The 25,840-nt window shown below is 63.3% G+C and carries 25 protein-coding genes; 4 read left to right on the top strand and 21 right to left on the bottom strand.

Annotated elements, in window-relative coordinates:
• Window positions 1-3 precede the first annotated feature (3 nt).
• A complete protein-coding gene (locus tag IE111_RS05095; RefSeq protein ID WP_189607415.1) occupies window positions 4-606 on the bottom strand; it encodes a DUF305 domain-containing protein in 603 nt (200 codons plus the stop codon).
• Window positions 607-692: 86 nt separating this feature from the next.
• Window positions 693-1,616, bottom strand: coding sequence for a LysR substrate-binding domain-containing protein (locus IE111_RS05090; protein WP_189607414.1), 924 nt, complete (start codon window positions 1,614-1,616; stop codon window positions 693-695).
• Between the two features lie 134 nt (window positions 1,617-1,750).
• On the opposite strand from IE111_RS05090, the gene IE111_RS05085 reads away from it, so the two are divergent.
• Window positions 1,751-3,202: an aspartate ammonia-lyase gene (locus IE111_RS05085; RefSeq protein ID WP_189607413.1), complete on the top strand. Its 1,452-nt coding sequence runs from the start codon at window positions 1,751-1,753 to the stop codon at window positions 3,200-3,202.
• Here the strand turns inward: IE111_RS05085 and IE111_RS05080 are convergent.
• Window positions 3,180-4,430 (bottom strand): FAD-dependent oxidoreductase, encoded by a 1,251-nt coding sequence (locus IE111_RS05080; RefSeq protein WP_189607412.1) that lies wholly within the window; start codon window positions 4,428-4,430, stop codon window positions 3,180-3,182. The two genes, IE111_RS05085 and IE111_RS05080, sit on opposite strands and share 23 nt — an antisense overlap.
• A gap of 163 nt (window positions 4,431-4,593) precedes the next feature.
• Here IE111_RS05080 and nhaR point away from each other — a divergent pair, with 163 nt between their 5' ends.
• The 3 genes from nhaR to IE111_RS05065 all read left to right on the top strand — a co-directional run bounded on the left by nhaR (window position 4,594) and on the right by IE111_RS05065 (window position 6,605).
• Window positions 4,594-5,508 carry a transcriptional activator NhaR gene (gene nhaR, locus IE111_RS05075; protein ID WP_189607411.1) on the top strand — a complete coding sequence of 305 codons (915 nt, stop codon included), beginning with the start codon at window positions 4,594-4,596 and terminating at the stop codon, window positions 5,506-5,508.
• A complete protein-coding gene (locus IE111_RS05070) occupies window positions 5,505-5,981 on the top strand; it encodes a phosphate-starvation-inducible PsiE family protein (protein ID WP_189607410.1) in 477 nt (158 codons plus the stop codon). The genes nhaR and IE111_RS05070 overlap by 4 nt, the downstream gene beginning before the upstream one ends.
• Before the next feature lie 81 nt (window positions 5,982-6,062).
• The gene (locus tag IE111_RS05065) at window positions 6,063-6,605 is read left to right on the top strand and encodes a DUF2058 domain-containing protein (protein WP_189607409.1); all 543 of its coding nucleotides are present in this window, start codon (window positions 6,063-6,065) and stop codon (window positions 6,603-6,605) included.
• A 170-nt stretch (window positions 6,606-6,775) separates the two neighbouring features.
• Here IE111_RS05065 and IE111_RS05060 read toward each other — a convergent pair whose 3' ends face one another.
• The 18 genes from IE111_RS05060 to nirD form a co-directional block, all read right to left on the bottom strand.
• The gene (locus tag IE111_RS05060; protein WP_189607408.1) at window positions 6,776-8,410 is read right to left on the bottom strand and encodes a thiamine pyrophosphate-binding protein; all 1,635 of its coding nucleotides are present in this window, start codon (window positions 8,408-8,410) and stop codon (window positions 6,776-6,778) included.
• A gap of 22 nt (window positions 8,411-8,432) precedes the next feature.
• On the bottom strand, window positions 8,433-9,899 hold the full coding sequence (locus IE111_RS05055; RefSeq protein ID WP_189607407.1) for an aldehyde dehydrogenase: 1,467 nt from the start codon (window positions 9,897-9,899) through the stop codon (window positions 8,433-8,435).
• 16 nt (window positions 9,900-9,915) lie between these two features.
• On the bottom strand, window positions 9,916-10,710 hold the full coding sequence (locus IE111_RS05050) for an aspartate dehydrogenase (RefSeq protein ID WP_189607406.1): 795 nt from the start codon (window positions 10,708-10,710) through the stop codon (window positions 9,916-9,918).
• Window positions 10,711-10,912: 202 nt separating this feature from the next.
• Window positions 10,913-11,707 (bottom strand): SDR family oxidoreductase, encoded by a 795-nt coding sequence (locus IE111_RS05045; protein WP_189607405.1) that lies wholly within the window; start codon window positions 11,705-11,707, stop codon window positions 10,913-10,915.
• A gap of 12 nt (window positions 11,708-11,719) precedes the next feature.
• Window positions 11,720-12,523, bottom strand: a complete 804-nt coding sequence (locus IE111_RS05040; RefSeq protein WP_189607404.1) for an alpha/beta fold hydrolase — start codon at window positions 12,521-12,523, stop codon at window positions 11,720-11,722.
• Between the two features lie 8 nt (window positions 12,524-12,531).
• On the bottom strand, window positions 12,532-13,053 hold the full coding sequence (locus IE111_RS05035) for a cupin domain-containing protein (RefSeq protein WP_189607403.1): 522 nt from the start codon (window positions 13,051-13,053) through the stop codon (window positions 12,532-12,534).
• 54 nt (window positions 13,054-13,107) lie between these two features.
• Window positions 13,108-14,037 (bottom strand): VOC family protein, encoded by a 930-nt coding sequence (locus IE111_RS05030; RefSeq protein ID WP_189607402.1) that lies wholly within the window; start codon window positions 14,035-14,037, stop codon window positions 13,108-13,110.
• 121 nt (window positions 14,038-14,158) lie between these two features.
• On the bottom strand, window positions 14,159-14,965 hold the full coding sequence (locus tag IE111_RS05025) for an IclR family transcriptional regulator (RefSeq protein ID WP_189607401.1): 807 nt from the start codon (window positions 14,963-14,965) through the stop codon (window positions 14,159-14,161).
• 844 nt (window positions 14,966-15,809) lie between these two features.
• Entirely contained in the window at window positions 15,810-17,384 is a 1,575-nt protein-coding gene (locus tag IE111_RS05020; protein WP_189607400.1) for a sulfatase family protein, read from the bottom strand.
• A 24-nt stretch (window positions 17,385-17,408) separates the two neighbouring features.
• Window positions 17,409-18,728: a TRAP transporter large permease gene (locus IE111_RS05015; protein WP_229805228.1), complete on the bottom strand. Its 1,320-nt coding sequence runs from the start codon at window positions 18,726-18,728 to the stop codon at window positions 17,409-17,411.
• 42 nt (window positions 18,729-18,770) lie between these two features.
• The gene (locus tag IE111_RS05010) at window positions 18,771-19,283 is read right to left on the bottom strand and encodes a TRAP transporter small permease (RefSeq protein WP_189607399.1); all 513 of its coding nucleotides are present in this window, start codon (window positions 19,281-19,283) and stop codon (window positions 18,771-18,773) included.
• A 70-nt stretch (window positions 19,284-19,353) separates the two neighbouring features.
• Window positions 19,354-20,331: a TRAP transporter substrate-binding protein DctP gene (gene dctP, locus IE111_RS05005; RefSeq protein WP_189607398.1), complete on the bottom strand. Its 978-nt coding sequence runs from the start codon at window positions 20,329-20,331 to the stop codon at window positions 19,354-19,356.
• 43 nt (window positions 20,332-20,374) lie between these two features.
• Window positions 20,375-21,502: an FAD-dependent monooxygenase gene (locus IE111_RS05000; protein WP_189607397.1), complete on the bottom strand. Its 1,128-nt coding sequence runs from the start codon at window positions 21,500-21,502 to the stop codon at window positions 20,375-20,377.
• Between the two features lie 436 nt (window positions 21,503-21,938).
• Complete coding sequence (locus IE111_RS04995; protein WP_189607396.1) at window positions 21,939-23,147, bottom strand: NAD(P)/FAD-dependent oxidoreductase; 1,209 nt, start codon at window positions 23,145-23,147, stop codon at window positions 21,939-21,941.
• A gap of 36 nt (window positions 23,148-23,183) precedes the next feature.
• Entirely contained in the window at window positions 23,184-23,939 is a 756-nt protein-coding gene (locus IE111_RS04990; protein WP_189607395.1) for an SDR family oxidoreductase, read from the bottom strand.
• A complete protein-coding gene (locus tag IE111_RS04985) occupies window positions 23,932-24,969 on the bottom strand; it encodes a Rieske 2Fe-2S domain-containing protein (RefSeq protein ID WP_189607394.1) in 1,038 nt (345 codons plus the stop codon). The genes IE111_RS04990 and IE111_RS04985 overlap by 8 nt, the downstream gene beginning before the upstream one ends.
• Window positions 24,970-24,981: 12 nt before the next feature.
• The gene (locus IE111_RS04980; RefSeq protein WP_189607393.1) at window positions 24,982-25,287 is read right to left on the bottom strand and encodes a recombinase-like helix-turn-helix domain-containing protein; all 306 of its coding nucleotides are present in this window, start codon (window positions 25,285-25,287) and stop codon (window positions 24,982-24,984) included.
• Between the two features lie 5 nt (window positions 25,288-25,292).
• Window positions 25,293-25,610, bottom strand: coding sequence for a nitrite reductase small subunit NirD (gene nirD / locus IE111_RS04975; RefSeq protein WP_189607392.1), 318 nt, complete (start codon window positions 25,608-25,610; stop codon window positions 25,293-25,295).
• Window positions 25,611-25,840: the final 230 nt, after the last annotated feature.

Here is a 25,840-nt window from a genome sequence, read left to right as displayed (position 1 = left end):
CGCTCAGCGCAGTGTCCGCCAGTTCCGCAACTCGGCGATCTGCCGGGTGTGATCCCGCTTGATGTCCGAGGCCAATAGCCGTAACTGAGCATCAACACTGTGCTCCAGAGTGACATGCGTCAATGCGATGGCCGCTTCGTGGTACCACGTAAGAGTCGCGGCGGCGCTGCCTTCAAGATCGTCGTTGGACTGCAACTCATCGCGACGTTCCATCATGCGTTCGCGGACTCCCTCAAACGCAACGGTCACTGCGTCCGCGTCGTCGCCGGGCGTGGGGGCCGAAAAACGCTCCTGCCAGGCCTGAAGCGCTTCGATTTCGGTATCCACGTCGTCTTTCAGCATGTTGGCAACGCGCAACAGGCGGTCGTCGTCGGATTCATCCTTCAGCGTCTCCGCCATATCCACCGCTTCGAGATTGAGCGGGACCAGGAGCTGGGCGTAGTCATAGTTGGGGTCGCCGGTCAGCTCGTAGTCATACAAGGCGTTGAACATGGCTTGGCGGGCATTGAAGAGTGGGCCGGCGTCGTCGCCGGTTTCGGCCGATAACGAGCCAACCAGCATCAACAACGCGCCCAGAACGAACGGCATCCAGTGTCGGAGTGTCATGTAACGCTCCTGTCGGTAGTGGGTTTCCTAAAGGTGGACCACCGCCCAGTGTACCTGATCCAACTCCGATCTTCGCGATCACCACTTCACGAATTCAGCTCCCGGGGCGGAGACAACAACGCCCACACCTGGTCGATGGCCTGCTTTTCGATCAGCGAGCAACGATAGAGTCGAATCTCCAGCGGTAACCGATAGGCGTCGCCGGGACACACCACCAGTCGCCCTTCCTCCAGTTCCTGCTCCACCGTGATGCGTGGCAACCAGGCCACGCCAAACCCCGCCAATGCCATGCCCTTGAGACCGTCGGCGATGGCCATCTCGAACACCGTCTTGAACTGCAACTGCATGCCCTGGGCCTGCAGCATCGAACGCACCGACCGTTGCAGGGAGGCATCGCTGGTGTAGGCGAGCAACGGGATGGGCTCCGCTCCCTCTTCCGTTGAAAACGGAAACACCGGCTCGCCGTATTCATCCGGCGCGCACACCGGCACCAGTTCCGTCCGACCCAGTTGTATCGAGGGAAACACATCCGGGTCGAGCTGCATCGTCGCCTGGGGGTCGGCGTAGATCATCATTAGATCGGATTTGCCTTCCCGCAGCGCCAGAATCGCCTCGCCAATGTTCATCGCCAGCACACGCAGATTGAACTCCGGGCGGGTGCGGTAAAAGCGTTTCAGCCAGCGGGGCAGGAACCCCAGCCCCAGGGAATGCGCCACCACGACTTCCAGAATCTGCTTGTGCTGGGGCACCAGACCCCGGATCTGCTCCACCGATGAGTCCAGCTGGTCCAGCAGCTTGCGCGCGGTAATCAGGAACATGTCCCCTTCCGCCGTCAGACCGATCGGCGACGAGGACCGATCCACCAGGGTCACACCTATACAGGCTTCCAGGGCACGAATGCGGCGGCTGAACGCCGGCTGGGTGACGTGCCGGCGCTCGGCGGATTGGGAGAAACTGCGGGTGCTGGCCAGCATGAGGAAGTCTTCCAGCCATTTGACGTCCAGGTCCATACGATTCCCCGCCTCGAGATATGCATTTATTGCATAATGATGTCGGAAACGGCATTGGTCAAGCCACTGATCAAACCGTACTCTTGCCCTCGACAACCGCCTCAACCCGACAACCCCGAGAGACCAGAAAAACAATGACCACCGCCGCGACCGACCGGTTCGACAGCGCCACCGACACCCGACTGGAAACCGACTCCCTGGGCGAATACCCGTTACCGGCCGACGCCCTCTACGGCATCCACGCCGCGCGGGCTAATGACAACTTCCCGCTGACCGGCCACCCCCTGTCCCGCTACCCGGACCTGATCCGCGCCCTGGCCCAGGTCAAGCTGGCCGCGGCCGAGGCCAATCAGGGCCTGGGACTGATGTCCGAGCACAAGCTGACGGCCATTCAAAGCGCTGTTCAGGCATTGATGGCCGGCGACCATCACGATGCGTTTATCGTCGATGCCATCCAGGGCGGTGCCGGCACCTCGACCAACATGAACGCGAACGAGGTGATCGCCAACCTTGGCCTGCGGCGACTGGGTCATGCCCCGGGGGCGTACCCGCATCTGCATCCGATCAACGACGTCAACCAGTCCCAATCCACCAACGACACCTATCCGACGGCGGTCAAGCTGGCGGTGCTGACCCAGTCCGAGCCGCTGCTGGATGCCATGCACAAACTGCATAGCACCCTCATTCAAAAAAGCGACACCTTCGATCACATTCTGAAGATCGGGCGTACCCAGTTGCAGGAAGCGGTGCCGATGACGCTCGGCCAGGAATTCCGTGCCTTCGCCACGGCCATTAAGGAAGAGATGGAATCGGTACTCGGCAGCCAGCACGGTCTGCTCAAGGTGCACCTGGGCGGTACCGCCGTCGGGACGGGCATCAACTGCCCGGCCGAGTTCGGTGCGTTGGCGGTTCGCGCGCTGAACGACCGGACCGGACTGGATTTTCAGTTGGTGGACGACCGGATTTTCGCCACGTCGGACACCTCAGCCCTGGTGACGGTATCCAACGCCCTGAAGCGGCTTGCCATCGTGCTGAGCAAGATCAGCAACGACCTGCGACTGCTGTCCAGCGGCCCCCGGGCCGGGTTCGCCGAGATCCGTCTGCCCGCGCGCCAGGCCGGCTCCTCCATCATGCCCGGCAAGGTCAACCCGGTCATTCCCGAGGCGGTCAGCCAGGTCGCCTATCACGTTGTCGGCAACGACACCGCGGTCACCATGGCCGCCGAAAGCGCCCAGTTGCAGTTGAACGCCATGTTGCCCCTGGTCACCTACAAGGTGATGGACAGTCTGGCTGTGCTCACGTCGGCCCTGAACATGCTGACAGAGTTGTGCATCGACGGCATCGAAGCCAACGAAACACGCTGCCGTGATCATCTGGAGGCGTCGGCCGGGCTGGTCACCGCGCTGTGTCCGGTGATCGGCTACGACCGCGCCGCCCGCATCGTCAAACGCCAGCAACGCACCCGCGAGCCGCTGCTGGACGTGGTTCGGGCCGAATCCGGTTTGAGCGCCGAAGCGCTCGGGGACCTGCTGGATCCGGCCCTGCTGGTCCAGGCGCAGCCGATCAGGCCGCCCGCCCCCGGTTGACGGTGCGCGGATCGGTCATCAACTGCGCCTTCAGCCGGACCTCGGCTACGGCGCAGCCCAACTGGGCCTGGATGGACAACAGGTCCTGATAGGCCTGATGCAGGCTGGTGGTAACCTCGGACGCCGGTGTCAGGTGGAAACGCACGCAATCGCCATCCAGGCTGGTGCCTTCGGGCACACGCCGGCCTGCCTCGGTATCCACCAGAATGCCACGTGGTCGCAATATCATCCGCCCTTCGGACAACGCCGAGGAACCAAGCGACGGAATCAGTTGCCTCAACTGTTGCAGGCTTCCGTCCAGACCGTTGCCCGAGAAGGAGGCCAACGGCATCTTGCCACCCCGGGTCAGCGAGGGCACCGCCAGCCCCAGGCGCATCTGCCCCGGACGGTCCATGATCGGTTCGGCATAGGGCGCCGCTTTTGACGACTCGGGCCGGCGCAGACTGTGAACCCGTCCACGCACCAGGCGCTCGGTCTCGAACAGCGTTTCCGCCAACGGCACTTCGGCGATCGACCGACCCAGTCCCAGGCCGCGCGCCAGATCCAGACCGGAGAGCCCCGTAGCCGACACCAGATAGCGGGTGCGTATCTCACCGCTGGTCGTCAATACCTTATACCCTTGAGACAACGCCTCGACCCGAATCGCCCGAGTACCGTACTGCACATCGACCGTCTTGTCGTAGGTCGCCCGGGCGTTGTCGAGCATCGACTCGACCAGAGCGGATCGGTTCACGATGGTGTGCTGGGTGGTGGTGCCCATGGCCGCCATCGGTTCCGGTCGCCAGTGACCGTCGCCATCGAGTACCAGATAAGGTTCCAATTCGGCTATGTCGGCTTTTTCCCACCATTCCAGCAGCGGAAAGTGGGATTTGAATGCCTGGTAGCGCTCTTTCAGCCAGAGAATGTCCTCTTCCCCCTGCGCCACCACCATCTTGGGGTACTTGCCGATCAACGCCTGGGGTTCGGCCTGGCGCAAGGCATAGTTGACCACCATGGACGCCGAGCGATGCCATGCGCGTGCCTGTGACAGGCTGGCGAGCGTATCGATGTAGCCATACTGCAACCCTTCGCTGGTCCATTGACCGCCCAACTCGGCGGAACCCGTTGTCTGACGGGCGTCGATCAGCTTGATCGAGGACAGATCGGTGAACCGCGCCAATTGATACAACAGGGCGGCCCCGGCGGGCGTAGCGCCTATTATCAGAACGTCACAGTGATGTTTGCTCATGGACTAACCTCCTCCGTTGCGGCACAGCATGCCGACTTGACCGTGCCGGGAGAGGTCCCGGGCACTGGCGTCAAGACCTAGAGTACGGTTAGACTGACTACGAACAAGTCGAATTTAATTACCGAATAGATCGGTTTTTTCGAACTTTTGGAGGTCGGCCTCGATGCGGCACCTGAATTACAACCACCTGCTGTACTTCTGGACCGTGGCCAATGAGGGCAGTGTCGCCCGGGCCGCGGAGGCGCTCAGCCTCACGCCGCAGACCATCAGCGGCCAACTGAAGACCCTGGAGCAAAGCGCCGGCGGTGCCCTGTTCGAACGCGCCGGCCGGGGGCTGACCCTGACCGCCACCGGCCAGTTCGTCTACCAGTACGCCGACGAGATTTTCCGGCTGGGCGGTGAGCTGGCCCTGCGCCTGCGCGACCCGGGCCTGATGATTCCCAACCGGCTCAAGGTCGGTATGGTCAGTTCCATACCCAAACTGATCGCCTACCGCACGCTGGCCCCGGCCCTGACCGGTCCGGATGCGCCCCAGATGACCTGCCGGGAGGCCGACCTCAACAGCCTGCTGGCCGATCTCGCTCTGCACCGGCTCGATCTGGTCCTGTCGGATCAATCCATCCCCACGGGTTTGAACGTAAAAGCGTACAGCCACTTGTTGGGATACAGCGACATCAGTTGGGTCGGGTCACCGGTGATCGCCCGTCGGTATAGCCAGAATTTCCCACGATCGCTGGACGGCGCACCCTGCCTGTTGCCGACCTCATCCAGCGTCGTGCGGCGGCATCTCGATGACTGGTTCGAGCGACAGGGCATCCAGCCACGCATCGTGGCGGAATTCGATGACAGTGCCCTGATGAAAGCCGTCGGCGAGGCCGGGCACGCTCTCTACCCGGTGCCATCGGCTATTCTGACGGAAGTGTGGGATACTTATGGTGCCGAATCCGTGGGCCGTATTCGGGAGATACGCGAAACTTATTTCGCCATTACTCCGGAACGTAAACTGAAGCACCCCAAGGTCATCGAGATCACCGAAACCGCCCGGGACCGTCTGTTCAACAACAGGAATCGAACATGAAAGTCGACGACAACCAGATCCACGACGAGATACCGATCAAACACACCGACCCGCTGATCCGGTTTCTGCATCGGATCATTCGCCATTCGGTTCGCTTTCTGGCGGTTCTGATGGTCCTGGTTATCCTCTGGAGTATTGGCGACGTGGTCTATGTGCTCTACCAACGCCTGACCACTCCGCCGATGTTCCTGCTGGACATCAACGACATCTTTCAGACATTCGGTGCATTCATGGCGGTGTTGATCGCCATTGAGATCTTCATCAACATCCGGCTGTATCTCGGTACCAATGTCTTCCCCGTGCAGTTGGTCATCGCCACCGCTCTGATGGCCATCGCCCGAAAGGTGATCGTGCTCGACCTCGACAAGATCTCCGCCGACTATGTCTTCGCAATCGCGGCCGTGGTCCTCGCCCTGGGGCTCAGTTACTGGCTGATCACACGGGATCCTCAACCCAAGGAAGATGTGGAGTGACCGTTTCCCAAGGCTGGGTTCGGCCGGATGAGTGGCTTACAATGGTTCGCGAATCAACCCTTGATACATGAGCGACATTCCATGGCAAAGTCACTGGCCGACCAGTTGTTGAATGCGGGTCTGGTGGACAAGAAAAAAGTCAAGCAGGCCCAGCACGAGAAGAAAAAACAAGCGAAACAGGCCCAGAAAGGCCAAGCGCAACAGGAAGACACCCAGGCTCGGTTGCAACGCGAACGCGAGGAAAAGGCGGAGCGCGATCGTCAACTGAACAAGGAACGCCAGGAAGCCGAGGCCGCCAAGGCCAATCAGGCCCAACTGGAACAGATCATCTCCCAGGGCCAACTGACGGTGAAAGGCGAGGTCCGTTTCAATTTCACGGACCACCGGATCAAGAAGATCAAGCACCTGTACGTGAAGGATTCCATCCAGCAACAGCTGGCGTCCGGCAAACTGGCGATCTGCGCGCTGAAAGACGGCTACGCGGTCGTGCCCAAAGACATAGCCGCCAAGGTGGCCGAACGGGACGAAGCAGCCGTCGTGTTCCAGGCCGATCCGCAAGACAACCAACCGGATGAGGACGATCCGTACAAGGACTTCCAGATTCCGGATGATTTGATGTGGTAAGGACCGAGACTCTGACCTCGTAGGGTGGGACGGCCCGACGACTCGGCCGCCCACCATGGAAAGATATGGGTCTGGCAGAACAATCCACCGCCCCCATCATTGCCAATGGACAATTGTTCAATAGGACCGAAAGCGAATGGTGGGCGGTGCCCACCCTACGGGAATCCACATCAATACAGCTTCTTCTGCGGCGGGCCGGAGAATTTCAGCTCGCCGACCGAGTGCATGTCGACCTCGACCAGGGCCGGTCCGTCCAGTTGCACCGCCTGCGCCAGCACCGCATCGAACTGGTCCGCGTGCGTCACTTTCCAATGCGGTAACGCCATGGATTGCGCCAGAGTCTGGAAATCCGGCGTGTGCAGTTCGTTGAAATACTGACGACCTTCGAAATACTTGTTCTGAATCCCCCGCATCACGCCGTAGCCGCCGTCGTTCATCACCAGCAGCACCATGTCGAGGTTTTCCTGGGCCATGGTGGCCAACTCGCCGAGCCCCAGAGCAAGGCCGCCGTCACCGACCAGGGTCACGACCTTCTTCTTCGGTTGCGCCACCGCGCAGCCGATGCCCATCGACAGTCCCAGCCCGATGGCACCGGCCAGAGAGTGGATGTTGCCCAGCGGTTTTTCCGCCGGCAGCAAGCGGCTGCCCCAGGTGCTGCCGGAGACGGTGATGTCGCGCACGAACAGGCCGTCGGCCGGCAGGTGCTTGTGCACGGCGTCGGACAGTTGCGCGTAGGCGCCCACCTGGGTGCGCAGCGCTTCCTCGGCGCTCTGGACCGCCGTTGCGATGGCCGCGTCGAAGGTCGGGTCGGCCTGCCAGCGGCCTTCGAGCCGGTCGGCCAGGCGGCGCAGGGTGTCGCGACAGTCGCCGCAGTAGAAGTCGTCGATGCGGTAGTTGCGCTGGTGCGCCGCCGGGTTCAGGTCGATCTGCAACAAGGGGCGTGGCAGCGTCAGTGAATAGGTCCGGGTCTCGTTGCTGCGCAGGCGCGAGCCGGCAACCAGCATCAGATCACAGTCCGCGAGCAGGGCTTCGACCGATTCGGCGTTATGGAACGCCCGCAGACTGCGCGGATGGCTGTCGGGCAGAATGCCTCGACCGTGTGTCGTGGAAAGCACGGCCACGCCGAGGTCGGCCAGACGGCGCACTTCGGTTTCAGCCCCCAGGGCGCCGCCACCGACCCAGAGCACGGGACGGCGGGCGGTCTGGAGTTTATCCGCCAATTGGTCGAGCTGGTAGTCGGTGAGCACCGGGTTCGGCCGCCCCTGAACCGGGGCGGTCTCGACCCAGTCGATCTTGGCGGCCTGGATGTCGATCGGGATTTCCAGACTGACCGGCCCGCACGGCGCCGTCAGGGCATCCTGAAGCGCCCGGTGCAGCAAGGGCACGGCCTGTTCCGGCGTACAGACGCGGTAAGCGCTTTTCGAGCAGGCCGACAGGAAGCCCATCTGGTCGCGTGTTTCGTGAATGAAGCCGGCGTCGCGGTCGAGGTAGTCTTTCTCGACCTGACCGGTGATGTGCAGCAACGGTGTGCCAGCGTTCATCGCCTCCAGCATGGCGCCGACGGCGTTGCCGGCACCGGCACCGGTGCTGGTCAGGGCGACACCGATGGAGCCGACCCGGGTGTGGGCGTCGGCCATGGTGACCGACCCGGCTTCACCGCGCGCCGGTACGAAGCGGATTCGATCGCGCCGGCCCAGGGCGTCGGCGATGGGCAGGTTGTGAATGGAAATGACGCCGTAGACGGCCGTGACCGCGTAGGCTTCCAGAGTCCGGGCGATGGCTTCACCCACGGTGATCGTGCTCATATCGAAGTCCTCAAACAGTGGGTTAGCGGCTCCACCCGATGGGCGCGCTGTCCAGCCCCAGGTAGATGCTCTTCTGTTGCATGTAGGCCTGAATGCCCTGGCGTCCTTTTTCGCGGCCGAGACCGCTCTCCTTGTACCCGCCGAACGGCGTGGCGATGGAGAATTTCTTGTAGGTGTTGATCCAGACCGTGCCGGCCTCGAGCTTGCGCGCCAGGTGCCAGGCGCGACGGTAGTCGGCGGTCCAGATGCCGGAGGCCAGGCCGTAGACGCTGTCGTTGGCTTGCGCGATCAGGTCGGCTTCATCGCGGTATGGCAGCACCACCAGCACCGGCCCGAAGATTTCCTCGCGGCAGACCGCGCTGTCCGGTTTCAGGCCGTCGATGACGGTGGGCAGGTAGTAGCTGCCGCTCACCAGCGCCGGATCGGAGGGTGCCTGACCGCCGGTCAGGATGCGCGCACCCTCGGCACGGGCCTGGTCGACATAGGCGGCGACGCTGTCGCGATGCGCCTCGCTGATCAGCGGACCGATGTGAACCCCATCTGTTTCGGGGTGGCCGACGCGCAGATCCCGAGTCACGGCCAGCAACCGTTCCAGCACGGCGTCGTACTGGCTTTCGTGAATGAACAGACGCGAACCGGCGATGCAGGCCTGGCCACCGGAACTGAAGATGCCGTAGACCACGCCGCGTACGGCCTGCTCCAGATCGGCGTCTTCGCAGATGATGGTCGGTGACTTGCCGCCCAGTTCCAGCGAGGCGCCGATCAGTTTGTCGGCGGCGATGTGCGCCAGGTGGCGGCCGGTCGAGGTGCCGCCGGTGAAGGAGATCTTGCGCACGCGCGGGTCGCGCACCAGTGCATCGCCGATGATCCGGCCACGACCGGGCAGCACGCTCAGCAGCCCCTTGGGCAGACCGGCCTCTTCAAACAGTTCGGCCAGTTTCAGCGCCGCCAGCGGGGTGGCTTCGGCCGGTTTCAGGATGACGGCGTTACCGCCGGCCAGCGCCGGGGCGATTTTCTGCATTTCGCTGGCAATGGGCGAGTTCCAGGGGGTGATCGCGGCGATGACGCCCAGCGGTTCGTAGGTGCTGAAGGTCATGAAGTCGGCGTTGCGCTGGGTCGGCAATTCACCTTCCAGGGTCTCGCAGGCGGCGGCCACGTAACGGGCGGTACCGGCAGCGCTGGCGACCAGGGCGCGGGTTTCGGCCAGCGGTTTGCCGTTGTCCCGCGTCTGCAGCCGGGCCAGTTCTTCCTGGCGGGCCATGATCAGATCGCTGACCCGGTACAGGACCTCGGCGCGTTGATGTGGCTGGCGGTCGGCCCAGTCCGGCGTGCGCCAGGCGGCGTCGGCCGCAGAGATGGCGTCTTCGACGTCGTCGAGGCTGGCGGCGGGGAATTCGGCGTTGACGGAGCCGTCGGCCGGGAAGCGGGAGACGGTGGTGTCGCCCCGTCCCAATCGCCATTCGCCGCCGATGAAGATCTTCTGTGTCATGGCTGTCTCCTCCCGGTCAGATGACGACCGGATCCAGCAGCTGGCGGCAGGCCCGGACCACGGACAGAGCCGCCAGCATGGAGGTTTTGGGGTTGTTGTCGAGCGGTCGGCCGTTCAGTTCGACGCGGAATTCGCCGAAGCGGCCGACAGCGTGGATGCGGTGGCTGTTGCGCTCGGTGTGGGGGTCGACCCAGAGCTTCACTTGGGTTTTTTCCATGCCGAGACCGGATAACGCGACCGTGGCGGCGACGTTGGCGTTGGCCGGGAAGCGTCGGGCGGCCTCGCCGGCGCTGCCTTCGAAGAAGACGGTGGGCTCGGTGACGGTGGCGAGGTCGATCAGGTCTTCGGCCGGGGAGCCTTTCCAGCTGCGCGGTGCCTTGCGGGCTTCGTAGGTGACGGCGGTGAGGCCGCCTTCGCGGGCGGAGGCGAGGCCGTCCATGCCGGCGACGGCACCGGAGAGGATGTGCAGGCGGCCGCCACCGGTGCGGGCGGCGTCAACGAGGCGCTGGTAGAGGGCGTTGTCGGTCAGGGCGCCAACGGAGACGACGGCGAGGGTCCAGCCGCGCTGCAGGACGGCTTCGCCGTGTTGGGCGAGGCCGGGGTGGCCGGCGCATTCGACGACGAGGTCGGGTTGGCCGCTGCATTGGTCGATGGCGGTGAGGACGCGGGTGGTGTTGCCCAGTTCGGCCTGGGTGTCGCTCTGGGCGGCTTCGGGCAGCACCAGCCAGTCGAGTGTTACGCCGTCGGGCAGCAGGCGGTGGACTTCACGGCCCATGGCGCCGTAGCCGATCATCAAAATTCGTTGACTCATACCTTGTTCTCGATGCTGTGGTTGGTCGATGTTCCGGTTGGCTTTGGTGCCAGAACCCGCGCCGGCTACCGGGTAGACCCTGTCGGGGTCGCCGTGAACCCATCCATGGGGGCTTGACGGCCGCCGTCCGGGCGGCCGACATCCCCGACAGGGTCTACCCGGCATCCGTCGCTAGCCTTCAGTGGAATCCACCAAAATGGCTTCATATATGTCGGTTGAAGCCGCCTGAAACGTCCAGGGCGGCTCCGGTGGTAAACGACGCCAGTGGCGAGGCCAGGAACACCAAGGCTCGCGCCGGTTCTTCGGGTTTGCCGAGGCGTTTCATCGGGACGCCGCGGTCTTCGGCGATTCGGGCGGTCCAGTCTTCCCAGCTCAGATCGCGGTCTTCGCGGTTTTCGTAGCGCCGGCGCCATTGGCCGGATTCGACGACGCCAAGCAGGATGGAGTTCACGCGGATGCCTTCGTCGACGAGGGTGTCGGCCAGTGAGTGGGTCATGTTCAGCAGGGCGGCCCGGGCGGCGGAGGTGGCGATCATGTAGGGCTCGGGCTGGACGGCGAGCAGGGAGTTGACGCAGGTCAGTGAGCCGATGTCGGACGCGGCCAGGTGGGGGCGAAAGGCGTCCAGGGGGTTGATGACGCCGAACAGTTTGAGGTTGGCTTCGCCCAGCCAGCGTTCCTGTGGGGTGTCGTCGTAGCGGGCCATGAAGCCCTGGCCGGCGTTAGCGATGAGCATGTCGGCGCGGCCGAGTCCGGTTTCCACGGCGCTGGCGAAGGCGCGGCAGGAGTCGGCGTCGAGGACGTCGCAGGGGCGGGCCAGGAGGTCGGCGTCGGGAAATTCGGTTTTAAGCTGACGTTCGGCGTCGGCGAGGCGTTCTTCGTTGCGTCCACAGAAGGCGACCCGGGCGCCGGAGGCGAGCAGCAGCCGGACGGTTTCGAGGCCGATGCCGGATGAGCCGCCGGTGACGACGGCGATGCGGTTCTCAACCATAAAACTCATGGCGGTGTCCTCTCAGTCGTTGGGCAGACCGCGCACGAAGCCGTCGAGGGCTTGGGCGAAGGCCTGGGGTTGGTCGATGTAGGCGGCGTGGCCGGCTTGGGGTATGCCCCGGTACGGTAGTTCGAGTGTCTCGGCTAGGGCCCGGACCGCGTCGGGTGTGGTGATGCGGTCTTCGTCGCCACACAGAATCTGAGCCGGCCGGGTCGGGGCCTGACGCCACCAGTCGACGAGGTCGTCGTTGGCGAGCAGCCAGTTGGACTGCTGGAAACCGCCGAGGTTCAGTCGGCGCATGCCCTGACGGACGAGGCCAAGCGCGCTGTCGGTCGGCTGGTCGCACAGCAGTCTCGGGGCGCGTTCGCCGGCGAAGCGTTCGTGGCCGAGCTCGGCCAGTTGCGGCCAGCGGCTGCGAAAGACCTGTTCGCGTAAGTCGATCGGTTCGTGCTTGTAGCCTCGGGCCGGGTCGGCCAGGACGACTCCGCGAACACGGTCCGGGTGGTTGGCGAGGTAGCCGCTGGCCATCAGCGCGCCGAGTGAGTGACCGACTAGGATGCAGTCGGTCACGTCGAGGGCGGTCAGCCATTCGTCCAACCGTCGGGCGTAGTCCGAGGCGTCGGGCCGGGCCTGGACCAGCGGCGTGGAGCGGCCGTATCCGGGGGCGTCCCAGGCGAGTAACCGGTAGCCGGGCAGGTGCCCGGCCAGCGGTTCCCAGGACGGGGCGCCGGAGCTGATGCCGTGCAACAGCACCAGCGTGGACCCCTGCCCGCTTTCGTGGTAGTCCTGGCGGCCGGTGCCGAGGTTGAGGCTGCGCGCGTCCATCGTCGACCTCAGTTCCGCTTGACCTTGGACAGCGGGTGGTCGTCCGGGTAGGTCGGGATCTGCGGCTTGGGCGTACCCAGCATGACGCACATCAGCGACTCTTCCTCGCCGTGGTTCAACAGGCCGCGATAGATGCCCGGCGGGATGGAGACGACGTCGCGCTCTTCCAGTACGGTTTCGGTGTAGTTGTCGCCGTCTTTCAGGAACAGGGTGATGCTGCCCTTGAGTACGAAGAAAACTTCTTCCACGTCGTCGTGGACGTGTAGCGGGCCTTCGCATTTGGACGGCAAGACCATGGTCGAGAAGGTGAAGTGCTCGGCCGGGATGGTGTTCGCGTCGGAGGCGACGCCGGTGGCGCCGGTGCCGATGTAGCGCATCTGGGCGCGACGGTATTTCGGGTCGAAATCGGCCTGGAACTTGAGCGCGTTCCAGTCGTATTTGCGGCCCTTGAAGCGGGCGATGCGGGATTCGATCCAGTCGGCGAAGGACTGGTCGGCCGGTTTGGTCCAGGTATCGAACTGTTCACTCATGGCTCGTTCCCCTTTGGGTTGGTCCGGCGAAGCCGGGGATTGTCTGGTTTGCTGTTAGGCGTCTTGTTTTTTCTGGCGGCGGGTGTCGGCGTCGATGCCGCCTTCCACCGCCCATTCGGTAAAGGATTCCAGCGAGTGCTGCATGGCCCGCGCCTGCCAGTTCTCTGTCAGGTAGTCTTCGTTGGTGTAATACTCGAACGCCCCGCCGAGCGGGCTGTTGACGTACCAGAAGTAGGCCGAAGACACCGGGTGACGCCCCGGGCCGATGAAGGTGGACCACTGGTTGCGCGTCATGGCGATGCCGCCGCCGATGACCTCGTGGATGTCGCGCACAGTGAAGGCGACGTGGTTCAGGCCGTGGCCACGATGGGGCAGCTTGAGCAGGAAGAGGTTGTGGTGACCGCCGCGCGCGTTCATGCGCAGGAAGACACCGCGGTCGATGTAGCGGTCGGAGACGACGAAGCCAAGCTTCTCGCGGTAAAAGGTCTCGATGGTCTCCAGATCGTCGACGAAGAAGACGGCGTGACCGATGGACACCGGCTCGGCCTGATCGTAGACCGGGCTGGGTTCGTCGACCCGGCGCATGTCGCCGTATTGATTGATCGGCGGCACGCGCAGTTCGACCGGCTTGAGATGGCTGATCTCGACGCGCAGCGTCAGGCCGTTCGGGTCGCGACATTCAACGGCATCGCCGAGGTCGGTGAAGCCGGGTTCATCGCGCAACCGGTCGCGGTAGACGGCCAGGTTATCGGCGTCGGCCACGCCCCAGACCATACGGCGCAGCGTCGAGCCGGCTTCGAAGGCCTCGGGCAGGGATGGGTCGTCAATGCGACGAATGCGCAATTCCGCGCCATTCTGGGCGGCAAATACCGCTTGAGAGTCATCCTCACGGACGGGAGAGAGCCCGAAGTCCCGCGCGAAGCGTTTGCCCGCGTCCAGGTCCTCGGCGCCAAATTCCAGTGCTTCGATGCCCACTATGCTCATGTCGACCTCCGTCGGGGGACGCATGGCACAGGGGCGCCCCACCGCTAGTTGGGTGTAAGTCGTTCTCGCTGACGCCACCGACTGCGGTGGCGCCTTGTCTCAGTCATCCAGGCCCGCAACGTCAGGGTCTGGCCTTCAATACCGGTGCATTGCCGCGATATCCCATCAGGCCGGATATGGTCTCGGCGGCCTCGCCCACCAGGGCGCGCAACCGATCCCGATCCTCCGGCGGTATTTCATGAACCGGCACCATGATGCTCACCACGGCCTCGACTTCAGCGTCGTGGTTGAACAGCGGGTAGACGATCGAGGAAATGCCGAACTGGAAGTAGGATTCCCCGATGACATAACCGCGTTGCCGATCCTCCTGCACGAGGTTCCACAACGCCTCGCGCGTCCCGGGCGAGCCCGGGCTGTTATCCGGCAGGTCGTCCTGCGGATAGAGTTCGTCGAATGCCTCCCGCGTCAGACCGGTCAGCAACATGCGTCCGAGCGAGGTGCGGTGCACCGGCAACCGCGTCCCGACGCTCACCCGGCGGATGGTGGCGTTGGCCGCGCTGACCCGGGCGACGTAGATGACATCCTGCCCGTCGCGTATGGCGATGTGACTGGAACAGCCGGTGCTGTCCCGCAGTTGTTCAATCACCGGCTGACCGACCTGAACTACGTCGAGCGAGGCGACGTATTCAAAGCCCAGCCGCAACACATTGACCCCCAGCGAGTACAACCCGGTGCTGGGATGACGCTGGATGAAACCCATGTATTCCAGCGTCTGGATGGCCCGATACACCGTCGCCTTGGGCACATCCACCTTGTTGCAGATGTCGGCGAAGCTCATTTCCCCGTGGTTGCGGCTGATTTCCATCAGAATGTTCAGCCCGCGTTCGAGCCCGGGTATGAGGTATTTTCGAGCGTCCTGTTCTGCCATCTTCAAATCCGCCTTTCGTTCGTGTGTCTGACTGGGGCGCCAGTCTGCGGGATTTCCCCCGCTTGGCAAGCACCCCGTGCACTCCCTGAACCTGCCTCTCTTCGCTTTATTAATATATGAAACTAACTTTTATATTTGATATTGAATACTATATATTAATTCGCGGTTGAGTCAAGTTTGTTGGTGCCTGTTTTTTGGTCCTTTGCCTGGGTTTGCAGTGGCCGGGTTGTATCTGTGCCCAGGTTCCCGCACCGGAGGCCGGGGGTGCCCTTTCAGGGCCGTCGTAAACCCGTCCATGGGGACTTAACTTCGGCATCCATGCCTCAGATATCCCTGAAAGGGCACCCCCGGCCCCCGCTGCTCGTATTCGTGCCTCCGTTGTACACAACCACACTTCAATTCCGTCTGATTGCCTAGCAGTTCTATGCCCAACTTTCCTTCTCCTACACCGATTCCTTCATTCAGTGGTTTAAGCATCCGGGCTCCAGCAATAATTGGCCGGCTGCCCTACCCCTGGATTGTTTTTCTACCAAGAGCTAGCAATGGGTGTTCGGTGCGCTAGCTCTCCACGCCCCAGCCGTAGGTGTCCGGCATGCTCCACCTCCAAATGCCAGCGATGGGCATCCGGGGTACTCTGGAGGGGACATCTGAGCCATGGATGGCGAAGTTAAGCGCCCATGGACGGGTTCACAGCGGTCCCCGGAAGAGTGCGCCGGATGCACATCGCGGGTTCCTGGCACTCAACTGCAAGAGCATGCCGGACACCCACGGCGGGTTCAGCCACCCAACCAAACCAGCGCACCGGCCACCCATCGCGGGTTCCTGGCAAAATACCAAACCAACCTCAGGCCCGGGCCGATGCCACCAACCGTTTGTCCCGCAGTTCAATCAGCCTCCTCAGCAACTGGTGTTCCAATGAAGCCCGGATATTGGCGAACCCCCGATCGTTCCAGAGGTTGTTCAACTCGTGCGGGTCCTCGACCAGGTTGTAGAGCTCACCATCGCCGTGATCCTCGAACAGACTGAGACGCCAGCTCTGGGTCACCAGCGTGAAAATGCCACTGTCCGCATCCGCATCGGCGAACACCTCGATACCCGGATCCTCGATCAGGACCGACGCCGCCGGCGACGACTGATCCAGAAAATTCTGCCCCTGCATCCCCACAGGAACGCGCAACCCCGCGTGTTGCAGAATCGTCGGTGCCAGGTCGATGGCGCTGGCCAGCCGCGTGCAACACTGACCCGCGCGTTCCGCGTTAGTCGGGTCGCGCCAGATGAACGGCACACGCGTGACGCTCTGGAAATGCAGACCGAGTTTCAGCAGCGAGCCGTGGTCGCCCATGTAGTCACCATGGTCGGAGGTGTAGGCGACGACCGTATTGTCGTCCAGACCTTGAGCTTTCAGGCAGTCCATGACCGCACCGACGGCATCGTCGACCATGGCGATGGCGCCGTAGTTGCGGGCGATCAGGCGTCGGGTCTCGTCTTCGGTGACAGTGATTGGCCAGTGGCTGTCGCGATTGGCCTGGCCCCAGATGTACGGGGTCAGCGCGCGTGGCGGCAAGCCCTTGATGCCGTCCACGGGATGGTGGAACGACGCCGGCAGTTGAACATCGGCCGGGTCGTACAGGTCCCAGTAGCGTCCCGGAGGCGTGAACGGGTGATGCGGGTCCGGGAAGGAGACGATGAGCACGAAGGGCGCGTCGTCGCTTTGCCGCTGGAGGAAGTCACAGGCCTGCTCCTGCACGTAGCGCGTCGGGTAGAGTTCTTCCGGCACGGCCGTGCGCCAGCTTTGTACCGTCGGGTGATCGTCCGGCAGGGCGTTATCCGGGCCGCGCAGGCTCTCCGGGTTCGGGTGTCGGTCGCGCAGCCAGGCGGTGTAGTGGCCCTCGACCTGGTCGCCGTGACCAATGCACAGGCGGACGTGGTCGAAGCCGTAGTACGGCAGCGGGGTCTCCCGGTGCGGATCCTCGGCCCAGCGCTGGCGCACTTCGCAGTCATAACCGGGGCCGGTGCGCTGGCGCCTGAGGCTGTGTTTCACGCCCTCGGCCAGCGGCTGCCCTTCCCCCTGTTGCCGCCGTTCGGGGGCGGGAATGGCGGTGACGTTCTGAAAATGCGCCTTGCCGATGTAACCGGTGCGGTACCCGTTCTCACGCAGTACATCGGCGAAGGTGATGCTGTCGAGGTCGAGCGGAATGCCGTTCTGGCGGACGCCGTTGACCGAAGGCATCTGCCCGGTGAACAGGGCCGCGCGGTTGGGCTGACAGATGGGGTTGGCGACGTAGAAGCGCTTGAAGCGGAGGCCGCCGGCGGCCAGGGCGTCGATGTTCGGGGTGCGCAGGACGTCATTGCCGTAACAGCCGAGGTGGTCGGCCCGTTGCTGGTCGGTCATGAAGATGACGTAGTTCGGTCGGGGCATGACAAGGCTCCTGCGCGGTTCGGGTCAGTCGAACATCAGGCTGACGGGCCAGGTGACGATTTCCGGGAACACAAACACCAATGCGATGGCCAGGAAATCGCAGATCAGAAACGGCACGGCGGCGCTGTAGATATTGGCCATGGTCGTGCCCTTCGGCGCGACGGCGCGCATGACGAACAGGCCCGCGCCCAGCGGTGGCGAGGTGGAGCCGGTTTCTATGGCGATCAGGAACAGCACGGCGAACCAGAGCGGGTCGAACCCGAACTCGATGACCACCGGTACGAAGATCGGCAGCGTGATCAGCATGATCGGCAATGGGCCCATGAACATGCCCAGGATGATGATGGAAAACACCATGGCCAGGACGATCATCTTCGGGCTGACCGGCAGGTTCATCACCATATCCATCATGCCGTAGGTGGCGCCGGTAAAAGCGAGCAACTGGGTGAAGGCGATGGCCATGGCGACGATCAACAGGATCATCACCGAGATCATCGAACTCTCGAACAGGGACTCGCTGAACAACTTGATCGACAACCGGCGTTTGAACAGCGCCAGCAATACGGTGGCGACCGCGCCGGAAGCGGCGGCCTCGGTCGGCGTGGCGATGCCGAGGAAGATGAAACCGACCACGGCGAAGACGATGATGCCGATCGGCAAGATGTGGCGTGCGGTGGCGATCAGGCGTTCGCTCATCGGCGCCTTCTCGACATCGAACGAGGGCGCGACGTCCGGGTCGACGGTGCAACGGCCCAGGATGTAGAGCGCGTACAGCACGGCCATCAGCAGGCCGGGCAGAATGATGGCGATCAGCAAACGGCCGATCGGCAGTTCGGCGACCACACCGAGCACCACGGCCAGCGCACTGGGCGGGATCATGATGGCCAGACCCGCCGAGCCCAGAATCGGGCCGAGCGTCATCGGCTTTTTATAGCCGCGTTTTTGCATCTCCGGTACCAGGCTGGAGCCGAGCAAGGCGATCGAGCCCATGCTGTTGCCGGTGAGCGTGGAAAACAGCACGCCGCCGCCGACGGCCATGAAGGCGAGCCGGCCGCGCAGACGCCCGAACCATTTGTCGAGCGCGTCCATGACATCGTTGGCGATGCCGGACCGGAACATCACCTCGCCCATGATCATGAACATGGCGATGGGCACCAGGGTGAAACTGGTCAGCGCGCCGGTGGTGTTGATCACCAGTTGCTCGATGCCGGAAATACCACCGAGAAAGACGAAAGCGCCGACCAGGTTCACCGCCAGAAAGGCGAAGGCCACCGGCATCCCCAGAACCATCAGGATCAGCAGTGAACCGAGCAGCAAGGACAGGGTCTGCCACCACTCCATCATAGTTTTACCCTCCGCAGGCCGAACGCGAGACGATGCATAGCATTAGCCGCGCAGACTTTTGATGGCCTGGTCAATGAATTGAACGGTCATCAGACCCATGCCGATCGGGAACACAATCGTCAGCCAATAGCTCTTCGGCGCCAGCAGGCTGGCTTCACGGGTACCGAACTGGAACTGATCCCACGCGACGGCCGTGCCATACCAGGTCAGCACGCCGCAGATCAGAGCGGCCAACAGACTCATGACGAAAGCCAGGCGCGAGCGCCAGGGTTCGCCGAGGGCGTCGGTGAGCAGGTCGATGGCGACGTGGCGTTGCTTTTCCAGCATGTAAGGCGCGCCGAGGAAGGTCATGTACAGCAGCGAATAACTGCTGATCTCGATGACCCAGATCTGCGACTTGCCCAGGAAAAACCGGGACAGGATCTCCAGGAACACGAAGCTGGTCGCGCACAGCAGCACCACGGCGGCGATGCAGGCCAGCGCAAAGTTGATGCGGCTGAACAAGCGCATCACGCCGTCGTACAGGCCGGTTTTCGGTTCGGAGAGTGCGGTCATGGTGACCTCCCGCGTTGAGTCGGAATCGGGCGCGGCCCGATCATCGGGCCGCTCCGGGGATAACGCCGCTTCAGTCAACGAGCATGGCCTTCAGTTCGGCGGCCAGCGCCGGGTCGATCTTGGTTTCCAGATCGGCCCAGGCCTGCTCGATGGCGATGTCCAGATAGGCTTCGGCGTCCGCGTCGGACAGACGGATTTCCTGGAAGCCGGCGTTGGCCACTTCCTGGTTACCGGCTTCGATGACCGGATCCCAACCCTTGTCGAGTTCCGGCGCCAGCTCTTCGCGCAGGTAGGCCTGCACACGCTGTTGCAGATCGTCCGGCAGTCGGCTCCACTTTCGCGGGTTGACGATGACGTTGAACCCGGCGCGGTAGATCGGCGGCGTGATGTAGTAGTTCACCACGTCTTCGAACTGCTCGGCCCAGCCCAGGTTGCCCTGCACAAAGCCATCGATCACACCGCGTTCCATGGCGGTGTAGATTTCACCAATCGGCAACACCAGCGGCTGCGCGCCCAGGCCCTTGACGAACGGCAGCACGGCCGGCCAGACGCGGATGCGCTTGCCTTCCAGGTCGGTGTAGTTGTCGACCGGCTCTTTCAGGAAGATGAAGAAGTTGACGTCCGACGCCGGAATCTCGCCGAGGTAGACCAGCCCGCGTTCGTCGTGGATCTCGGTCATGCGGTCGTAGTAGCCGGTGGCGTAAATCTCTTCATAGCTCTTCAGCGAGATGTTGGAGGACGGTGAAGACGGTACCAACCCTGAATAATAACTCGGGCTCATCAACGCCATGTCCATGGCGCCGTTGCGCACCGCGTCGGCCATGCGGAACGGGTCCATGACTTCGGGGCCGCCGCGCCAGTTGAGTTCCAGTTCGCCTTCGAACTCTTTGTTCATCGCCTCGATGAAGCGGTGGAACCCGTCGGACACGGCAGCGGTTTTCGGGGTGAAGGAAACGACGTTCATGCGAATCTCGTCCGCCAGGACAGCGGTGGTCGCGACAGTCGCGGACAGAGCCAGGGCCAGTTTGGCCAGTGTTTGCTTGATCATCTTTCGGTCCTCTCGGCGTTTGTTCTTATTGATGCATTGAAGGTCAGGCGACGGCGACTTGCCAGGCGTCGTAGCCATACACCCAGTCGGCGTTTCCTTCGGATTTGAGCCAGTTATTGGCGCGCGAGCCTCGTTGAACCTCGGCGGTTCGCTCCCTGCGCGCGAATTCGTAATGGGCCAGAGCGGCCGTCAGTCCGTCGGGACCGACGCCTTCCAGGCAGCGCGACAGCACCACGGCGTCCTCGATGGCCATGCAGGCGCCCTGCGCCATGAACGGCACCATCGGATGGGCCGCGTCGCCCAGCAGCGTGACCCCGTCTTTAGACCAGTGGTCCATCGGTTCGCGCACATAGAGGGCGGATTTGGTGACGCTGTCACAGGCGGCCAGCAGTTGCTGGACGTCCGGGTGAAAGTCTTTGTAGACCCGGCGTAGTTCGTCGACGTCGCCGGGCAGCGTCCAGGATTCCTCGCGCCAGTCGTCCTGGGGTGTGGTGGCGAAGATGAACACCTCTTTGCCCCGGGTCAGCGGGAAGACCACGACCTGAACGTCCGGGGTGGGTCCCCACCACTTGGTGAAAGCGTCGAGGTTGGGCACATCGACCTTGTCGCGCGGGATGACCGCCCGGTAGGACACCAAACCGGTGAACTCGGGATGGTCTTCCCCGAACACGGAGGTGCGCACGGCGGAATGGATGCCGTCGCCGCCGATGACCAGATCGACGGTCTCGCTCGTACCGTCCTCGAATTCGATGCGCGGGCGAGCTTCATCGGTCACCACCCGGCTGGCTTTGGCGCCGAGGCGAATGGCGCGGTCGGGCAACCGGTTTTCCAGCGCCTTGAGCAGATCGCCGCGATGGATGGTCAACTGGGGCGCGCCGTATTTGGCTTCCGCCGCTTCACTCATCGGCAGGCGGGAGGTTTCCTCACCGGTGTCCCAGGTGCGGCTGATGCGATGGGTCGGCCGGGCGGCCGTCTCGCGCAGCACCTCGCCGACGCCGAGCCGGTCCAGCGCGCGCACGGCGTTGGGAGTCAGGTTCACGTCCGCGCCGATGCGCAGAAACTGCTTGGCTTGCTCGAATACCGTGACGTCGTGCCCCTGGGCGCGCAGGGCGATCGCGGCACACAAACCGCCGACGCCTCCGCCACAAATTCCGATGGTCAACTTGTTCATTGCTTCAACCCACGCTTGCTGTTGTTGTCCGAGGCCGGGCCCGAATGTGAACCGCCCGGCGGCTATAATGTGTGCGTTAGTTTTATATATGAAACTAAGTTTATTATTTGATTAAACTCAATGTATGCCGATGGATCCGGGTTGTCAATCGCCTCGGGTGAGATTTTGTAACCCCGGAGAGGTAGGAGCGCACGGCGCCGAGTACGGACCATGTGCTCCTACCGGTTATTCGTTCCCGGGGCTTGGACCTGTAGGAGCGCAGGCCCCTGCGCGACCTTTATGTCGTGGCACGGTCCGGTCGCGCACAGCGTGCGCTCCTACGGGTTACTCGTTCCCGGGCTTGGACCTGTAGGAGCGCAGGCCTCTGCGCGACCTCCATGTTGTGGCACTGTCCGGTCGCGCACGTCGCCGAGTGCGGAACATGCGCTCCCACCGGTTATTTAAGCGACATCAGATTGAAATCGGGGTCGGCCAGTTGATCGGGATCCAACTCCCGCCCGGCGGCCAGCCAGCGCTTGCCCAGCTTAATCGCCCGGGGCTGATTGAACGCCACCAGTTGCGACAGCCGTCGCTCCGGCGTCAGGTAGAAGTACACCGGCCCGGTCTTGTCGTCACGCACGACGCACTGACTGCCGTCCTCGGCGATGCCGAGAATCTGGATATTGGCCCCATGCTGGTCGGACCAGAGCCAGGCCGGTTCGTCATAGTGGGCGTCCTGGCCAAGCAGCGCCCGGGCCACGACCATCGACTGGTTCTGCGCATAGGCCCAGGACTGCAGACAGAGCCCAAGGTGCGGATGCTGGGCGATGTCCCCGGCCGCGAAAATGTCCGGATCGGACGTCCGGCCCCGGTCGTCGACGACCACACCCTGCTGGATGTCCAGACCAGCCTGCCGCGCCAGATCGAGGTTGAACTCGACACCGGCCCCGACGATGGCCAGATCGAACGGGCCGTCGGTTCGACTGCCGGTGGTGACCAACAGTTGCTCATCGGCGTTCTCGCTGAGGTCAATGGGTCCGGTGTCGAGCCGGACGGTGACGCCGGCGTCGACATGCAACCGGCGCAAGGCATCGGATACCTCTGAGCCAACGCTGCGTCCGCAGAGGCGGGGCTGCAGCTCATAGACGGTGACCTTGAGCCCCAGCTTGCGGGCGCTGGCCGCCACTTCCAAGCCGATCCAGCCTCCGCCGACGACGGCCAGTTGCCGCGCCGAGCCCAGGCGCTCTTTCAGCCGCTGGGCGTCCTGCCAGTTGCGCAGCGTCAGCACGCCGGTCATGTTGGCCCAGCGCGGCACCGGGACGCGCGGCCTGGCGCCGGTGGCCAGCACCAGCTTGTCGTAGGTCAGGGTGTCGCCGTTGTCGAGGGTCAGCTCATGGGTGTCCGCGTTCAACCTGACGGCGCGATTGGGCCGGCGCCAGTCGATCGCCAGGTCATTGACCTCGCTCTCGGGAAACAGTCGCGGTAATTCGGCACCGTCGGTCAGTGCCGCTTTCGACAGCGGCGGGCGTTCATAGAAATCGTGTGGTTCGTCGGCAACGACGGTCAGGTGGCCGGTGTAGCCTTCGCGGCGCAGGGTCTTGCAGACCCAGCCGCCAGCCTGTCCGCCGCCGACCACGACGATGTGTTCGGGGGTGGTATCGGTCATCGGTTCTCTCCCGCCGGGCTTGCTCCCGGCCCGTCACTAGCGACTGACAAAGCCGCCGTTGATCGGTATCAGTTGGCCGGTCACGAACCTGGCCCAGTCCGACAGCAGGTAAAGCACCGTGCCGTCGATGTCGTCCGGCTGTTGTTCCCGTTTCAGGGCGCGCCCGTCGCGATAGGTCCGATAGCGCTCTTCCGGCACGTATTCGGTGGCCTCGCAATGAGTCAGACCCGGGGCGATGGCATTGGCGGTGATCGATTGTTCGCCCAGCTCACGCGCCATGGACCGTGTCATCGAGATCACCGCGCCCTTGCTGGCGACATAGGCCATCAGGCGCGGTGCGCCCCACAGGGCGGTGTCCGAAGCGACGTTCACGACACGGCCGTTACCGGATTGAGCCAGTAACGGCACGGCCGCCTGAGTGGTCAACCAGACGCCGCGAACATTCACGGTCATCACCTTGTCCCAGAGATCCAGGTCGTATTCCATCATCGTCTTGCCGCCCACATTCGTGGCGATGGCGGCGTTGTTGACCAGCCCGTCCAGCGCCCCGCCCTCGGCGATGCGGGAGAAGCCCTCGGTAATGGACTCCGGATCGCCCTGGTCGACGCGATACGCTTCGACTGGAACGCCCTGCTCTGTCAGCTCGGCGGCCGTACGCTGCAGTTCCTCGTCCAGAATGTCGGTGATCACCAGCCGTGCGCCCTCGCGCGCGGCGGATTCGGCGATGCTGCGCCCCAGCCCCCGGGCCGCCCCAGTCACCAGAATGCGCTTGCCGGCCAGCATCTCAGCCATGAGCGGCCTCCTGGCGCTTGGCCAGTTGCTGCTTGGCGGCCTTCAGCAACACCCGACGCAGCCGGGACAAGCCGACGTCGTGCTGATAAAGGTTTTCGTGGTGTCGGGCATCCGGCGCCAGGCTTTCAAGAATGACGCGATCCTGCTCCAGCACGTCCCAATGCAGACCTTCCAGCTTGCTGCGGTAGAGGAAACGCCAGGCCTGGCGCTGCCAGCCCTCGACCTTGCGGATGCGCCAGAAGAACACGCGGCAATGGTCTGCGTCTTCCGGCACCACCATGCCGACGATCCAGAACGGGCCACCCGGACCGAATTTCTGCTGGTAGGGAATGGATAACCGCAGCCAAAGCGTGCCGCTGTTGCCATATTCGACCCAGTCGAAGTTCACGCCGGCCTGTTCGGTCTTTTTGAAAATGAAGCCCTGCTCGGTCGGCACCAGCGTCATTTCCGCCTGGCGGTCGCCTTCGGCCATGGAATGCGAGTCCGAGTGCAGGTAGGTGCCGTGCATCGGGTCCATGACGTTGTCGATGGCGTATTGATAGTTGCACCGCCAGGTCGCGGTGCAGAGGAAATGGCTGAAGGTTTCGCCATCGGTCAGCTGTTCCGGAAGTTCCAGCTCGGCCGGTTCTTCGTCCGGCGTGGTGCCGAACCAGACGAAAATGGCACCCTGGGCTTCCTGAACGTGATAGCGGCGCACACAATCCTGCCCCACCATCGGGCTGTTGCTGATCGCCGGTACGTCACAGACGGTGCCGTTGCCGTTCACTTCCACGCCGTGGTACCAGCAGGCCAGGCGATCGCCCAGGTTCCAGCCCTTGGAAAGACGCGCCCCCCGGTGCGGGCACCGGTCTTCCACGGCATGCACCTGGCCTTCATGATCACGCCACAGGACGATATTCTCGCCCAGCCGGGTCAGGCCAAGCGGGTTACTGCCCAGTTCCCAACTGGCGGCGACCGGGTACCAGAGCGAACGCAGGCCGCGGTCGAGGTACTGTTCCGGATTTTGTGCGGTTTCAACGATGGTCGACATGGCAACGCCTCCTCACTGGCCCAGAACGGCCAGCTCCTGCAGAACACTGTTGTCCGTCCAGGCATTACCCTGACGGTCCTTGAATTCGATCCGGTTGAGGCCGGCGACCACCTGGTCCAGCTCGGTCGCGCCGTCTTCGAACACGCTTTCCAGCGCTTCGACCAGGGCGAGCTCGAAGGCTTCCGGCTCGTGGTCGCGGTTCTGCCAGACGCGGTTGTCGAAACCGCCCGGTTGTTCGATGCGGCCCTGGCCGGGTTCGGTGGCCGGGATGATGCGTTCCCACTGTTTCAGTTGGGGGTTGTAGTTCAGCTGTGACATGGTGATCAGGCCTCGCTGTTCAGTTGCAGTTGGACGTCGTCCTCGATGATGCGGACCGGGTAGACGTGCAGGTCGCGGTCGGCCGGCTCGCGCAGGCACTGGCCGGTTTTGATGTCGAACACGGCTTCGTGCAGAGGGCACTCGACCTGGCCGTCTTCGACGAAACCCTGGGACAGCAGGGCGTAGGCGTGGGGGCAGACGTCTTCGAGGGCGTAGTACTCGCCATCGATGCAGTAGACGCCGATTTCTTTTCCGTCGACCTTGGCGGAATAGGGGAAGTCTTCCTGGATGTCGTTCTTCTTACAGACGGTTTCCCAGCTCATGTCACCCTCCGATTCTTCTGACTGGCTGCGACTGACGCTTCAACTCATATATGGAACTTAGTTTGTTATTTGAAGCTCTCAGAGGGAGTATAACCACAGAGCATTCACTGTCAAATACTATATAGTATATTTCTCGGGTTCAATATTGGGTTCGGATGTTTGCCAGTGGTTCTGGATGAGGCTGGGTTTGCTACGGGTGGCGGGGTTGGCTTTGCTGCCAGTGGTTCGCG

Origin of the sequence: Saccharospirillum salsuginis (assembly GCF_014651855.1) — a bacterium.
Classification (GTDB): domain Bacteria; phylum Pseudomonadota; class Gammaproteobacteria; order Pseudomonadales; family Natronospirillaceae; genus Saccharospirillum; species Saccharospirillum salsuginis.
The sequence above is the reverse complement of the archived record's forward strand: the minus strand, read 5'-3'. Positions and strand labels throughout refer to the sequence as shown.

Bases quoted from the DNA above. Each gene is read 5' to 3' on its own strand.
- IE111_RS05095 (WP_189607415.1), bottom strand. From the start codon at position 606: ATGACACTCCGACACTGGATGCCGTTCGTTCTGGGCGCGTTGTTGATG.
- IE111_RS05090 (WP_189607414.1), bottom strand. From the start codon at position 1,616: ATGGACCTGGACGTCAAATGGCTGGAAGACTTCCTCATGCTGGCCAGC.
- IE111_RS05085 (WP_189607413.1), top strand. From the start codon at position 1,751: ATGACCACCGCCGCGACCGACCGGTTCGACAGCGCCACCGACACCCGA.
- IE111_RS05080 (WP_189607412.1), bottom strand. From the start codon at position 4,430: ATGAGCAAACATCACTGTGACGTTCTGATAATAGGCGCTACGCCCGCC.
- nhaR (WP_189607411.1), top strand. From the start codon at position 4,594: ATGCGGCACCTGAATTACAACCACCTGCTGTACTTCTGGACCGTGGCC.
- IE111_RS05070 (WP_189607410.1), top strand. From the start codon at position 5,505: ATGAAAGTCGACGACAACCAGATCCACGACGAGATACCGATCAAACAC.
- IE111_RS05065 (WP_189607409.1), top strand. From the start codon at position 6,063: ATGGCAAAGTCACTGGCCGACCAGTTGTTGAATGCGGGTCTGGTGGAC.
- IE111_RS05060 (WP_189607408.1), bottom strand. From the start codon at position 8,410: ATGAGCACGATCACCGTGGGTGAAGCCATCGCCCGGACTCTGGAAGCC.
- IE111_RS05055 (WP_189607407.1), bottom strand. From the start codon at position 9,899: ATGACACAGAAGATCTTCATCGGCGGCGAATGGCGATTGGGACGGGGC.
- IE111_RS05050 (WP_189607406.1), bottom strand. From the start codon at position 10,710: ATGAGTCAACGAATTTTGATGATCGGCTACGGCGCCATGGGCCGTGAA.
- IE111_RS05045 (WP_189607405.1), bottom strand. From the start codon at position 11,707: ATGAGTTTTATGGTTGAGAACCGCATCGCCGTCGTCACCGGCGGCTCA.
- IE111_RS05040 (WP_189607404.1), bottom strand. From the start codon at position 12,523: ATGGACGCGCGCAGCCTCAACCTCGGCACCGGCCGCCAGGACTACCAC.
- IE111_RS05035 (WP_189607403.1), bottom strand. From the start codon at position 13,053: ATGAGTGAACAGTTCGATACCTGGACCAAACCGGCCGACCAGTCCTTC.
- IE111_RS05030 (WP_189607402.1), bottom strand. From the start codon at position 14,037: ATGAGCATAGTGGGCATCGAAGCACTGGAATTTGGCGCCGAGGACCTG.
- IE111_RS05025 (WP_189607401.1), bottom strand. From the start codon at position 14,965: ATGGCAGAACAGGACGCTCGAAAATACCTCATACCCGGGCTCGAACGC.
- IE111_RS05020 (WP_189607400.1), bottom strand. From the start codon at position 17,384: ATGCCCCGACCGAACTACGTCATCTTCATGACCGACCAGCAACGGGCC.
- IE111_RS05015 (WP_229805228.1), bottom strand. From the start codon at position 18,728: ATGATGGAGTGGTGGCAGACCCTGTCCTTGCTGCTCGGTTCACTGCTG.
- IE111_RS05010 (WP_189607399.1), bottom strand. From the start codon at position 19,283: ATGACCGCACTCTCCGAACCGAAAACCGGCCTGTACGACGGCGTGATG.
- dctP (WP_189607398.1), bottom strand. From the start codon at position 20,331: ATGATCAAGCAAACACTGGCCAAACTGGCCCTGGCTCTGTCCGCGACT.
- IE111_RS05000 (WP_189607397.1), bottom strand. From the start codon at position 21,502: ATGAACAAGTTGACCATCGGAATTTGTGGCGGAGGCGTCGGCGGTTTG.
- IE111_RS04995 (WP_189607396.1), bottom strand. From the start codon at position 23,147: ATGACCGATACCACCCCCGAACACATCGTCGTGGTCGGCGGCGGACAG.
- IE111_RS04990 (WP_189607395.1), bottom strand. From the start codon at position 23,939: ATGGCTGAGATGCTGGCCGGCAAGCGCATTCTGGTGACTGGGGCGGCC.
- IE111_RS04985 (WP_189607394.1), bottom strand. From the start codon at position 24,969: ATGTCGACCATCGTTGAAACCGCACAAAATCCGGAACAGTACCTCGAC.
- IE111_RS04980 (WP_189607393.1), bottom strand. From the start codon at position 25,287: ATGTCACAGCTGAACTACAACCCCCAACTGAAACAGTGGGAACGCATC.
- nirD (WP_189607392.1), bottom strand. From the start codon at position 25,610: ATGAGCTGGGAAACCGTCTGTAAGAAGAACGACATCCAGGAAGACTTC.